The sequence below is a fragment of the Nocardia coubleae NBRC 108252 genome (assembly GCF_001612805.1).
In the GTDB taxonomy this organism is placed as follows: domain Bacteria; phylum Actinomycetota; class Actinomycetes; order Mycobacteriales; family Mycobacteriaceae; genus Nocardia; species Nocardia coubleae.
The window spans coordinates 92,890-105,471 of record NZ_BDBD01000021.1 but is presented as its reverse complement, the minus strand read 5'-3'; the positions used below and the strand labels follow the sequence as shown (position 1 = coordinate 105,471).

Annotated in this window: 11 protein-coding genes; 8 read left to right on the top strand and 3 right to left on the bottom strand. The window is 68.9% G+C overall.

What is annotated here, in order from left to right; genetic code table 11:
* Positions 1-147: 147 nt before the first annotated feature.
* Together NCO8_RS23280 and NCO8_RS23275 are read left to right on the top strand one after the other, a co-directional pair.
* Entirely contained in the window at positions 148-933 is a 786-nt protein-coding gene (locus NCO8_RS23280) for a carbonic anhydrase (protein ID WP_067642245.1), read from the top strand.
* Between the two features lie 54 nt (positions 934-987).
* The gene (locus NCO8_RS23275) at positions 988-1,473 is read left to right on the top strand and encodes a hypothetical protein (RefSeq protein ID WP_174550357.1); all 486 of its coding nucleotides are present in this window, start codon (positions 988-990) and stop codon (positions 1,471-1,473) included.
* On the opposite strand, the gene pabB is transcribed toward NCO8_RS23275, so the two are convergent.
* On the bottom strand, positions 1,470-3,521 hold the full coding sequence (gene pabB, locus NCO8_RS23270) for an aminodeoxychorismate synthase component I (RefSeq protein WP_067642244.1): 2,052 nt from the start codon (positions 3,519-3,521) through the stop codon (positions 1,470-1,472). The two genes, NCO8_RS23275 and pabB, sit on opposite strands and share 4 nt — an antisense overlap.
* Positions 3,522-3,560: 39 nt before the next feature.
* On the opposite strand from pabB, the gene NCO8_RS23265 reads away from it, so the two are divergent.
* The 3 genes from NCO8_RS23265 to NCO8_RS23255 all read left to right on the top strand — a co-directional run bounded on the left by NCO8_RS23265 (position 3,561) and on the right by NCO8_RS23255 (position 6,431).
* Positions 3,561-4,601, top strand: a complete 1,041-nt coding sequence (locus NCO8_RS23265) for a phosphotransferase family protein (RefSeq protein WP_067642243.1) — start codon at positions 3,561-3,563, stop codon at positions 4,599-4,601.
* 71 nt (positions 4,602-4,672) lie between these two features.
* Positions 4,673-5,197 carry a DinB family protein gene (locus NCO8_RS23260; protein ID WP_067642242.1) on the top strand — a complete coding sequence of 175 codons (525 nt, stop codon included), beginning with the start codon at positions 4,673-4,675 and terminating at the stop codon, positions 5,195-5,197.
* Positions 5,198-5,300: 103 nt separating this feature from the next.
* A complete protein-coding gene (locus NCO8_RS23255; RefSeq protein WP_067642241.1) occupies positions 5,301-6,431 on the top strand; it encodes an NDMA-dependent alcohol dehydrogenase in 1,131 nt (376 codons plus the stop codon).
* Here NCO8_RS23255 and aztA read toward each other — a convergent pair.
* Entirely contained in the window at positions 6,410-7,108 is a 699-nt protein-coding gene (aztA, locus tag NCO8_RS23250; RefSeq protein WP_067642240.1) for a zinc ABC transporter ATP-binding protein AztA, read from the bottom strand. The genes NCO8_RS23255 and aztA overlap by 22 nt on opposite strands.
* 48 nt (positions 7,109-7,156) lie before the next feature.
* On the opposite strand from aztA, the gene aztB reads away from it, so the two are divergent.
* From aztB to aztD, 3 genes are read left to right on the top strand one after another with little or no spacing between them, the layout of a single operon-like run.
* Positions 7,157-9,130, top strand: coding sequence for a zinc ABC transporter permease AztB (gene aztB, locus NCO8_RS23245; protein WP_067642239.1), 1,974 nt, complete (start codon positions 7,157-7,159; stop codon positions 9,128-9,130).
* Entirely contained in the window at positions 9,127-10,095 is a 969-nt protein-coding gene (gene aztC, locus NCO8_RS23240) for a zinc ABC transporter substrate-binding protein AztC (RefSeq protein ID WP_245655471.1), read from the top strand. The genes aztB and aztC overlap by 4 nt, the downstream gene beginning before the upstream one ends.
* A gap of 23 nt (positions 10,096-10,118) precedes the next feature.
* A complete protein-coding gene (gene aztD / locus NCO8_RS23235) occupies positions 10,119-11,279 on the top strand; it encodes a zinc metallochaperone AztD (protein WP_067642378.1) in 1,161 nt (386 codons plus the stop codon).
* An 89-nt stretch (positions 11,280-11,368) separates the two neighbouring features.
* Here the strand turns inward: aztD and NCO8_RS23230 are convergent, their stop codons facing one another.
* Positions 11,369-12,565 carry a serine hydrolase domain-containing protein gene (locus NCO8_RS23230; RefSeq protein WP_067642237.1) on the bottom strand — a complete coding sequence of 399 codons (1,197 nt, stop codon included), beginning with the start codon at positions 12,563-12,565 and terminating at the stop codon, positions 11,369-11,371.
* Positions 12,566-12,582: the final 17 nt, after the last annotated feature.

The window sequence follows — 12,582 nt, the reverse complement described above, 5'->3', positions numbered from 1 at the left end:
CTGGTTTTCGCCCTCCTCAGAGGTCTAGCGTTGGGGTCCGCTCGCTACCGAAATCCGTTGTGATATAGGGATATTCGGTGCAAAGCGGACATTTTTCGGGCCGCCGCGTTCGGTGCCGACGGCCGAGCTGACGAGGAGCTGGTCGGTATGTCGAATGGTCACCTACTCACCCGACGGGGAGCGCTGGCCGCGCTCGCTCTGCTCGCGGTCGCGGGGTGCGGTGGGTCGGGGCAGGCGGCGCACAGCGACGTGCACTGGGATTACGACGCGGAAGGGCCCGACCACTGGGCCGATCTGGACAGCCGGTTCGTGACCTGCCGCAGCGGGCACGCGCAGTCGCCGATCGATCTGCCCGCCCATACGGAACTGCATCCCGACGAGCACATCGAGATCGAGTACCGGCCGCTGTCCTCGGTGGAGGTGGTGAACAACGGGCACACGATCCAGGCGAACGTGGCGCCCGGCTCCGGTAACCGCATCGTCGTCGACGGGAGCGCGTTCGAGTTGACCCAGTTCCATTTCCATCTGCCGAGCGAGCACACCGTCGACGGGGCGGAAGCGGCGATGGAGCTGCACTTCGTGCACGCGGACCGGGCAGGCAGGCTCGCGGTACTGGCCGTGCTGTTGCGCGCGCAGCCGGACTCGGTGCCGCTGGGGGCGGTACTCGCGGCGGCACCGGATCGGGTGGGTGCCACCAGGACGGTGACGAGCATCGATCCGCGCGCGTATCTGCCGACCGGGTTCGCCCAGTTCCGATACGAGGGATCGCTCACCACGCCGCCCTGTACCGAAGGGGTGCGCTGGATCGTGCTGCGCGAACCCGCGCCGGTCGCGATCGCCGACGTGGAGCACTATCGCGCGCTGTTCCCGCACACCAACCGCCCGGTGCAGCCGCGATTCGGCCGACCGGTCGTGCTGGCCGGACAGAACTGACGGACACGGCGGCTCCTCCCTGCGCACGAGGCCGCCGTGGGGCACAGTGGAGGCATGACGAACCCGAAGAAGCGGGGGCGCACGCCGCAACCACCACCGGTGCCGCCGCAGGCGCGCAGGGTTCCGGGCGCCGAGCTGCTGTCGGCGGCGCAGGCGGCGGTCGGCGCGGCACAGTCGGCGGCGGGGCAGGCCATCGACGCGGCGCAGCAGACGGCGGGATACGCCTTCGACGCGGCGGTGCGGCTGCCACCGGCCTCTGCGCAACTCGCCGCGCAGCTGCCGGATCTGGTGGAGAACCTGTCGATCGCGGTCGACCGGCTCAACAGCACCATCGACCGCCTCGACCGCACGCTCGCCCTCGCCGACCCGGTGTTCGCCACCTACGACCGGTTGCTGCCCCGCCTCGAGGCGATGATCTCGCTGGGTGAGGACCTGTTCGGCGCCCTCGCGAAACTGCCGGGTGTGGGTCTGATCGGCCGGTTCACCGGGCGCGGCGGAGAGGAACCACCACCGGAACCGGAGAAGCGCCGACGTCGCTAGCGGGCACGGAAGGTCGCCGCGGCCTTGAGGACCATCTCGGCGTACTCGTCCTCGGCGTCGGAATCGAGCACGATCGCCCCGCCGGCGCCGATGGTCCACTCGTCGTCGTGGCGCACGGCGGTGCGGATGACGATATTGAGGTCGGCGGTCCCGCCGAGCCCGAGGAAGCCGATGGTGCCCGAATAGATCCCGCGCGCCCGGGTTTCCAGCTCGTCGAGGATTTCCATGGTGCGCAGTTTCGGCGCCCCGGTCATCGACCCACCCGGGAAACACGCGCGCACGCAGTCGACCACGCCCGCCCCCGGACGCAGGGTGCCGCGGACTGTCGACACCAATTGGTGCAGGGTGGAATAGGTTTCGGTGACCATGAGCGCGGGCACGTGCACCGAACCGACCTCGCACACGCGCCCGAGATCGTTGCGCAACAGGTCCACGATCATCAGGTTCTCGGCCCGCGTCTTCGGGTCGGCGGCCAGCGCGTCACGCAACCGCGCGTCCTCGGCGGGTGTCCGGCCACGCGGTGCGGTGCCCTTGATCGGCTTGCTCTCCACCACCCGGTCCCGGTCGACCTTGAGGAACCGTTCCGGCGACGAGCACGCCACCTCGAGCCCGTCGAACCGCAGGTAGGCGGCGTAGGGCGCGGGATTGCAGCGGCGCAGGCGGCGGTAGAAGGCCAGGCCGTCGTCCTCGCCCGCCGCGACGGCGACCGCATCGGTCAGGCAGATCTCGTAGGACTCACCCGCGTGTAAGCGCTCCTGGCATACCGCGATATCGGCCAGGTAGCGGTCGCGGCCACGCACGAGATGCGCCTGGACGGCGTCGGGATCGGCGCGCACGCGCAAGTCGACGGGGTTCTTCCAGGTCGGCAGGTCGGCGAGGGCGGATTCGGTGGCACCGAGCCAATCCGCACCCGCCGCGTCGCTACCCGGATCGGTGAGAGCGAGCAGATGGGTGCGACCCGCCACGTGGTCGACCACGACCAACCGATCGGCGAAAATCCACTGCGCGTCCGGGGTGGGGGAGCGATGCGCAGCCCGCGCCCCGCAGTCGGCCTTCACCTCGTAGCCGAGATAACCGACATAACCGCCCGCGAAATCGAAAGGCAGCGACGGTCTTTCGCAGTGCCTGGCACGCAGCTCGCGGTCCAGGTAGTCGAGTACGGTCCCCGCGACGGTCCGGGTGCCCGCGCCATCCGTCACCGTGACGGCGCCGTCGCCGACCCGGTACCCGACGATCTCGGCGTGCGGTCCCGCCGCGTCGCCGAGGAAGGAGAACCGGTCCAGACCCGGTTCGACGTGTTCGCTGTCGAGCCAGAACGCGGTCGCCGAGTCGCGGTAGCAGCGCAGGAAGATCGCCTCGGTATCGATCGCCCGTTCGATCACCTTGTGTCGCAGCACGAACCGTCTCGTCGGCGGATCCAACGGCACCTCGGGGCCACGCACGACGACCGGCGCGGCCACCGGGGTCCGAGCCTTGGTGAGATCGGCGAAATTGCGCAACAGCGCGGCCCCGAACTCGCTCGACACCGACTCCGGATGGAACTGCACACCCCATTGCGGGCGCTCGCGGTGCCGCACACCCATCACCACGCCGTCGCCCGTCGTCGCCGTCACCTCGAGCACGTCGGGCAGCGGCCGCAGCGCCGCCAGCGAGTGGTAGCGCACCACCGTGAAGTCCTGCGGCAACCCGGCGAACAGGTCCCGGTCGTCGTGGGCGACCCGATCGAGGTACCCGTGGCGTGCCTCGGGTGCGCGACCGACCTGTCCACCGGCCCCGATCACGATGCCCTGATGTCCGAGGCATACCCCGAGTAGCGGCAGCTCGGCCTGCTCGAGCACCGCCGTCGAAATCCCCATGTCCCTGGCCCGGTCGGGACGTCCCGGTCCCGGCGAGATCACGACATTGTCGAATCGGTCGAGGCCCAGTTCGCCCACGCTGCCCACCTCGTCGTTGCGCACGACGACGGGCTCGCTCCCGTTGACCTCACTGATGAGCTGGTAGAGGTTGTAGGTGAACGAGTCGTAGTTATCGATCAACAGCGTGCGCATCGTGGCCAAAACCCTACGCCGGGCGCGGTTCGGGGCAGAATGTGCGCCATGGCTGTTTCGCAACCGGATCTCGTGGCGCTCGGACGTTGGATGGACGAGCAGGGCTTACCCGGCGACACGATCGGGGAGGTCAGCCCGATCGGCGGCGGCACCCAGAACATCATGATCCGCTTCACCCGGGGCGGCCGCGAATACGTCCTGCGTCGTGGACCCGAACACCTGCGGGCCAAGAGCAACGAGGTGATTGCCCGCGAAGCCCGTCTGCTCACCGCGCTGGACGGCACCGAGATCCGCGCCCCGCGGGTGATCGCCGCGTGCATCGACCCCTCGGTCCTCGGCGCGGTCTTCTACCTGATGGAACCCATCCGCGGCTTCAATCCGCAGACCGAACTGCCCGACCTGCATGCGAACGACCCGGAGATCCGCAGGCGGATGGGGCTGTCGGCGATCGAGGCCATCGCACGCCTCGGCACGGTCGACTACCTGGCGCTCGGCCTGGCCGACTACGGCCGCCCCGAGGGCTTCCTCGAACGTCAGGTGCCGCGCTGGCTGCGCGAACTCGACACCTACGCCGCCAACGAGGGCTACCCGGGCCCGCAGATCCCCGACGTGGAGCGGATCGGTGACTGGCTCGACCGCAACCGTCCCGCCGACCCGTCGCCGGGCATCATGCACGGCGACTGCCACCTGGCCAACATGATGTTCGACTACGACGGCCCCGAGGTGGCGGCCATGGTCGACTGGGAGATGTCGACCATCGGCGACCCGCTGCTCGACCTCGGCTGGCAGCTGGCCACCCGCCCCGAACCTGGCACCGTCGGCGCCGGGCTGATGGGCACCTTGGGCACCGTCGGCGGCCTGCCGACACCCGAGGAGATGATCCGGCACTACGCCGAATTCTCCGACCGCGACCTGCGCGCCGTCACCTGGTACGAGGTGCTGGCCTGCTTCAAGCTCGGCATCGTGCTCGAAGGCACCCACGCCAGGGCCTTCGCAGGCAAAGCACCCAAGCAGGTGGGCGACTTCCTGCACGCGGTGACCCTGGAACTGTTCGAGAAGGCGCGCAAGCTCATCGATTGATGCCCGGATCTCGACGATCATTGGCTGAATATCAATGGACGTCAAGATTGCGACGCCATAGCCTTGGCGACATGATCGTGCCTGATACCAAGGACTGGACCTGGGTCCTCGAAAAGCCCTGCGCCGAATGCGGATACGACGCCGCATCGATCGCGTTCGAGCAGGTGCCCGACCGGGCGCGCGCGGCTGCCGCCCACATCGCCTCGGCGCTGGACCGCGACGACGCGCGCGTGCGGCCCGACGCGCAGACGTGGTCGGTCCTCGAATACGCCGCCCACGTGCGCGATGTCTGCCGGATCTTCGACACCCGGCTCGCGCTGATGCTCGACGGTGACGGCGCGACGGCGCCGCGATTCGCGAACTGGGATCAGGACGCCACCGCCGTCGCCGACCGCTACAACGAGCAGGACCCGGCGGCGGTCGCGCAAGAGCTGTCCGCCGCTGCCGAACAGGTGGCCGCCGCCTTCGCCGCCGCGCCCTCGGATCGGCTCGACTGGCGCGGTGCCCGCAGCGACGGATCGCTGTTCACCGTGGCCTCACTGGGCCGATACTTCCTGCACGACCTCGAGCACCACGTCCACGACGTGCGCGGATAGAGAAATCTTCACCAGATTTCTAGAACGTGTTCCAGAATCGGCCGAAAGTTCGTAGGGTGGGAGCAGTCACAACGAGGCACTGCTTGGCGAGAGGTCGATCGTAATGAAGACGAAGGGCGCGATCCTGTGGGGCGTCGACCAGGAATGGTCGGTCGAGGAGATCGAGGTCGGCGACCCCGTGTCGGGGGAGGTGCAGATCCGCATGGAAACGGCGGGCATGTGCCACTCCGATCACCACATCGTCACCGGTGCCACGCCGATGCCCGGCTACCCGGTGATGGGTGGCCACGAGGGCGCGGGTGTGATCACCAAGCTCGGGCCGAACTGCCCGAGCGATCTGGCCGTGGGCGACCACGTCATCCTTTCGTTCATCCCGGCCTGCGGACGTTGTCCGTCGTGTGTGGCCGGGAATATGGCGCTGTGTGACCTGGGTGCGGGATTGCTGATGGGACAGGCGATTTCGGATGGCACGTACCGCATCCAGGCGCGCGGCGAGAACGTCATCCCGATGTGCCTGCTCGGCACCTTCGCCCCCTACATGACGGTGCACCACACCTCGGTGGTCAAGATCGACCCGACCATCCCGTTCGAGGTGGCCTGCCTGGTCGGCTGCGGCGTGCCGACCGGCTTCGGCTCGTCGACCCATGTGGCGCAGGTGCAGCCGGGCGAGACCGTGGTGATCGCGGGCATCGGCGGCGTCGGGATGAGCGCGCTGCAGGGCGCGGTGCTCAGTGGTGCGTCGAAAGTCGTTGCCATCGATCCGAATCCGTGGAAGCGCGAGCAGGCGCAGAAGTTCGGCGCCACCCACACCTACGAGAGCATGGCCGCCGCGATCATGCCGCTGATGGATGCCACCGAGGGCCGGATGGCCGAGAAGGTCATCCTCACCATGGGTGAGATGCACGGCGACTACGTCGAGGAGGGTCTGATCCTCACCGGCAAGGCGGGCACGCTCGTCGTCACCGCCATGGGCCGCATGGACGCGGGCGAGGTGAAGATGAACAGCTTCCTGCTCTCGATGCTGCAGAAGACGGTGAAGGGCTGCATCTTCGGCGGCGGCAACGCCCGCCAGGACGCGCCGCGGCTGCTGTCGCTGTACAAGGCCGGTCAGCTCAATCTCGACGACATGGTCACCCGCAGCTACTCACTCGAGGAGATCAATCAGGGCTACCGGGACATGCTGGACGGCAAGAACATTCGCGGCATCATCCGCTACACCGAAGCCGACTGGTAACCGACGGTTCCCAGTACCTCGCCGGGTGAACCCCCGGCGAGGATCCTGCCGTCGCGCAACTGCAGGCAATGATCGGCACGTGCCGCCTCGGCCGGGTCGTGGGTTGCCTGCACCACGGTGACCCCACCGGCCGCGATCTCGGTGAGCGCACCCGAGATCTCGGCGCGCGCGGCGTCGTCCAGTCCGGTCGCCGGCTCGTCGAGCAGGACCAGATCGGACTCTTGCGCCAACGCCTGGGCCAGGAGTGTGCGCTGGCGCTGACCGCCCGAGAGCGTGTCCAGGCGCCGTGTCGCCAGGGCGGTGAGGTCCATCCGCTCCAGGCAGACCTGCGCGATCTCGCGGTCGGCCTTCGTGAGCCGCCGCCACAATCCCCGATGCGCCCAGCGCCCCATCGCCACCGCCTCGCGCACCGTCATCGGCAGCGCCGCGGGAATCGCGGTGTGCTGCACCACGAAGGCGGGTCGCCGGGTCGTCTCGCGGTGCACCGTGCCCGACCGGACGGGCACCGTGCCCGCCAGGACGCCGAGCAGCGTCGATTTCCCCGAACCGTTGGGTCCGACGATCGCGGTGACCTGTCCGCGCGGGATCGACGCCGTCACCTGTGACAGCACGGGCATGCGGCCGTAGCCGGCGCTGACGTCCTCGATGCGGATGGCCGGGTCTGCTGTGTGTTGCATCTCACCTCGTTTGAAACGATAATCGTTTTCAGTATATCGTCCGTTGCCATGGAGTGGCTGATCGCCCCGTTCGAGGTGGCATTCGTGCAGCGGGCGCTGTGGGGCGGGCTGCTGGTGTCCTGCGTGTGCGCCCTCGCCGGAACGTGGGTGGTGGTGCGCGGCATGGCTTTTCTCGGTGACGCGATGGCGCACGGCATGCTGCCCGGTGTCGCGGTGGCGGCGCTGCTCGGCGGCAATCTGATCGTGGGTGCCGCGATCAGTTGCACCGCAATGGCTTTCGGAGTGTCGGTGCTGTCGCGGAGCAAGCGGTTCGCGGCGGATACCGCGATCGGGTTGCTGTTCGTCGGGATGCTCGCGGCCGGTGTGATCATCGTGTCGCGTTCGCAGTCCTTCGCCGTCGACCTCACCGGATTCCTGTTCGGTGATGTGCTCGCGGTGCGCACTGTCGACCTGTGGTACCTCGTTGCCGCCGTCGGCCTCGCGCTGGTTGTCGCCGTGCTCGGGCACCGGGCTTTCGTCGCGCTGACCTTCGATTCGCGCAAGGCGCATACGCTCGGGTTGCACCCGAAGGCGGCGCACGTCGCGCTCGTCGGTCTGGTGACCCTGGCCATCGTCGCCTCCTTCCACGTGGTCGGCACGCTGCTGGTGTTCGGGCTGCTCATCGCGCCGCCCGCCGCCGCCGTGTACTGGTCGGACCGGATTCCGGTGGTGATGGCGCTCGCCGCCCTGATCGGTGGGTTCTCCACCGCTGCCGGGCTTGTCGTCTCGTGGCACGCGGGTACGGCGGCCGGGGCGACGATCGCCGCCGTCGCGGTCGGATCGTTCTTCGTGTCGGCGGTCGTCTCGGCGCTGCGGGAGCGGTTCGGGAAGGTCGGTGTGGCCGCGTTGGCCGCGGTGTCGGTGGCCGGGTGTGCTGCGACCGAACCGGTGATCGTCGAGGAGCCGCCGCACGGGTATGTCGCCGGAGCCGAGGAGATGAGCGAGGCGCAGACCCGGCTGGTCGTGAGCGATCCGGCCACCGGTGCCATCCGGGTGATCGATCTGCTGACCGAGAAGGTCACCACGCTCGAGGGACGCGAAAATACCGCTGCACCAGCGGCCTCGGCCCTGGTCGGCGACGGTCGGTTCGGATTCCTGAGCGCCGGTGGGTCGGTGCGGGTGGTCGACAGCGGAGGATGGACCGTCGACCACGCGGATCACCGCCACTACTACAGCGCCCCGGTGCGTGAAGTCGGCAGCATCGCGGCGCCGGGTGGAGTTGTCGCCGCATACGGTGATCCGGCGGTCTCGACGGTGGTGCTCGATTCCGGTGCCACGCTGGTGTTCGATCGGGTGGCGCTCGGTGACGGGCAAGTCCGTGAACCGCACCGGATCGACGGCATCGCGCTGCCGTACGGCGAGAAGCTGGTCGTCGCCGACGGCGCGGGACGAGTGGATGTGCGCGGGCGCGACGGTGCGGCTGGTGAGCCACTGGCCAGCTCGTGCCCGCAGCCGCGCGGTGAGGCCGTCACCCGGCGTGGAGTCGTATTCGGTTGCGCCGACGGAGCTTTGATCGTCGCCCAGCGTGACGGTGCGTTCGTCGCCGAGAAGGTCGCCTACCCCGAGCCGGGCACCGATCGAGCGACCGCGTTCACCCATCGACCCGGCAGCACGACGCTGACCGCGCTCGCCGGACGCACCGGTGTGTGGACCCTCGACGTCCGCAAGAAGACCTGGAAGCACACCCCGATCGCCGACGCGGTCGCGGTGAACACGGCCGGTGAGGGGTCCGCGGTGCTCGTCCTCACCCGTGACGGTGTGCTGCACGGTCTCGACCCCGAAACCGGTTCGGAGACCGCACGTGTCGCACTGATCGGCCCGGTCGAGGGCGAACCGGTGATCCAAGTCGATCCGAACCGTGCCTACATCAACGACCTCGGCGGCCGAGCTGTGCTCGAGGTCGCCTACAACGACAACCTCCGAATCGCGCGCACGTTCCCCTCGGATATCGCGCCCGGACTGATGGTGGAGACGGGCCTGTGAGTAAACAAGCACGAATCGGCAACCGCACCACCGGATTCCGGGGCGCTCCTCGCGTCGTGGGTCTGGCGCTCGTCGTGATCGCGCTGCTCGCGTCGATCACCGCGTGCGGCACCGGCGGCGACCGCAGCGGAATCATGGTGACCACCAACATCCTCGGTGATCTGACCAAGGCCGTCGTCGGCGACACCGCCGAGGTGACGGTGCTGATGCAAGCGGGGACCGACCCCCATTCGTTCGGCATCTCCGCACGTCAGGCCGCCGACATCGAACGATCCGCGCTGGTCGTGCACAACGGCCTCGGCCTCGAGGAAGGCGTGGCCCGGCATGTGCAGGCGGCCGCCTCGGCAGGTGTGCCGACGTTGGCGGTAGCCGAGCGGACCGACCCGATCACCTACACCTCCGACGAATCCGCCGGTCAGCCCGACCCGCATTTCTGGACCGATCCGGCGCGGGTGCGCAAAGCCGTCGAGGCGATCAGCGCCGAAGTCATCGCGCGGGTTGACGGCATCGACGCCGAGACCGTGCGCGCCAACACCGCCCGCTACGTGAGCGAACTCGACCAGCTGGACCGGTGGATGACCGACCGGTTCGCGGCGATCCCGCCCGAACGCAGGCAGTTGGTCACCGACCACCACGTCTTCGGTTATCTCGCACAGCGATTCGGGTTCACCGTGATCGGCGCCGTCATCCCCAGCGGCACCACCCTCGCGTCCCCGAGCGCCTCGGATCTCGACGACCTCGCCACCGCCATCCGCACCGCCGGGGTGCACACGATCTTCGCCGATTCGGCCGCGCCCGACCGCCTTTCGCGTGTCCTGGCCGAGCATGCGGGCCTGCAGGTGCAGGTCGCCGCCCTGCACACCGAATCGCTCACCGAACCAGGCGGCGGCGCCGCGACCTATCTCGAGATGGCGCGCGCCAACACCGAGGCCATCGCCCGCGGTTTATCCGGGCCGACAACGTAATTCAACAAGAGATGGAGCACGACATGCACAGTCGGTCACGGGCCACCACGATGGTGGCCATGTCCGGGGCGCTCGCCTCGGTGGTAGCGCTCAGCGGTTGCGGCAGCGACGACGCCGAATCCCACGACCACGCCCCGGGCGCCGAACCGATCGCCCTCACCTACGACGGCGGCATCTACGTCCTCGACGGCCTGACGCTCGCCCAGGAAGGCGAGGTGAAGCTCGACGGCTTCAACCGGCTCAACCCCGCGGGCGACGACGACCACCTGATGGTGACCGTCAAGGACAGCTTCCGGGTGTTCGACGCCAACAAGGCGGAATTCACCGGCACCGAGTACGCCGCGAGCAAGCCCGGCCACGTCGTGCGGCACGCGGGCAAGACCGTGCTGTTCGCCGACGGAAGCGGTGAGGTGACCGTCGTCGACACCGACAAGATCGACAGCGGCAAGCCCACCGAGGTGTACAAGGCGGCCGCCGCCCACCACGGTGTCGCCGTCGAACTGAGCAACGGGAACCTGCTGGTCACCCTCGGGACCGAGGATGCGCGGGTGGGCTTGGTCGCACTCGACAAGGACCGCAAGGAGATCGCCCGCAACGAGGACTGCCCCGGCGTCCACGGTGAGGCCACCGCCCAGAACGAGGCCGTGGTGGTCGGCTGCCAGACCGGTGCCGTGGTCTACCGCGACGGCAAGATCACCAAGGTGACCAGCCCGACCCCCTACGGCCGCATCGGCAACATGTCCGGCAGCGAGGCCTCCCCGATCGTGCTCGGTGACTACAAGCAGGACAAGGAGGCCGAACTCGAACGGCCGACCAAGATCTCGCTGGTGAACACCGCCGACGGCAGCCTGCGCCTGGTCGACATCGGCACCAGCTACTCCTTCCGTTCGCTCGGCCGCGGCCCGCAGGGTGAGGCGCTCGTGCTCGGTACCGACGGCAAGCTCCACGTCATCGACCCCGTCGCGGGCGCGGTCACCCGCACGATCCCGGTGACCGGTGCCTGGCAGGAACCGCTCGAATGGCAGGACGCGCGCCCGACGCTCTACGTTCGTGACGGCATCGCCTACGTCACCGAACCAGCGACCAAGCAGGTCCACCGCGTCGACCTCGGCGAGGGCAAGATCACCCAGTCGGTCACCCTCCCCGCCGCGCCCAACGAGATCAACGGGGTCTCCGCCCACTAGCGCGGCTCGCGATCAAGATCACCACGCTCTCGTGGCGTTCGGCTCTCGACCGATGCCGCCACCAGGGCGTGGTGATCGTCTGTCCAGGTTCAGCGTGTGGCGCAGTCGAGGACGGCGGTGCGGAGGTTGCGGCTGCGCACGTCGTCGAGGATGGCCATGCCGAGACGGTTCATGGTGTAGCCGAAGCCGAGACCTGTTGTGGGGTCGGCGAATCCGAAGGAGCCGCCGAGGCCGGTTGTGCCGTAGGCGCGTTTGTCGGAGCCGAAGCGGAAACTTCCGCGCGATTTGCGGAAACCCAGGTGGTAGCGGCTCTTGGTGTGCAGGACCAGGTCGGCGGCGGGGACGGAGTCGACGGTCGGGGCGGCGAGTAGGTCGAGGACATCGTCGCTGAGGGGGAGCGCGCCGGTGCGTCCGGCCGCCGCGCCGTAGACGCGGGCGAGCGCGCGGGCGTTGCCGACGCCGTTCATGCCCGGCCATTCGATGCCGAGGAATTCGCGACGAGTGGCGCGGGCGGGCGCGCCGGGGCGCGGATTGGTCAGCGCCGCATAGGCATGTCCACGTTTGGCGTACACCTCCGCGCCGATACGCAGCGGGATGTCGGCGAGTTCGTAGCGCAGGATGTCGAGGCCCTTGGTCGCCGACAGCTGGGCGACGCGGTCCAGGGACTCGTCTTCGGGCAGCCCGATGAACAGGTCGGCGCCCACCGGTGCCGCGATCTCCTCGGCGAAGAAACGACCGAGACTGCGCCCCGCCGGATCCACGCGGCGCAGCAATTCGCTCTGGTAGAGGCCGAGGGTGAGTGCGTGATAGCCGTGCCGGGTGCCCGGTTCCCACATCGGTTTCTGAGCGGCGAGCAGGGCGGCCAGGCTCTCGCGGTCACCGAGTTCGCTCAGCTTCACGACCCGGTCCAGGCCCGACAGACCGGCCTGGTGATCGATCAGCTGGCGCACGGTGATCCGGTCCTTGCCGTGCGCGGCGAACTCCGGCCAGTACTTCGCGACCGGGGCGTCGTAGTCCAGGAGTCCGCGCGAGACGGCGGTGGCGATGGTGAACGCCGACATGCCCTTCGACGACGAGAACACCGGGACGATCGTGTCGCGCTCCCAGGGAACCGCACGCGCGCGATCGCGATGACCCGCCCACAGGTCGACCAGCGGCTCGCCGCCCGCGTAGACCGCGACGGCGGCGCCGATCTCGCCGTGGGAGGTGAAATTGCGGCGGAAAGCATCGGCGACAGGGCCGAAACCGGCCGCCACGTCGCCGTGAACTGATGGTGCGGGACTCATGGTGTCGTCGATCGTAG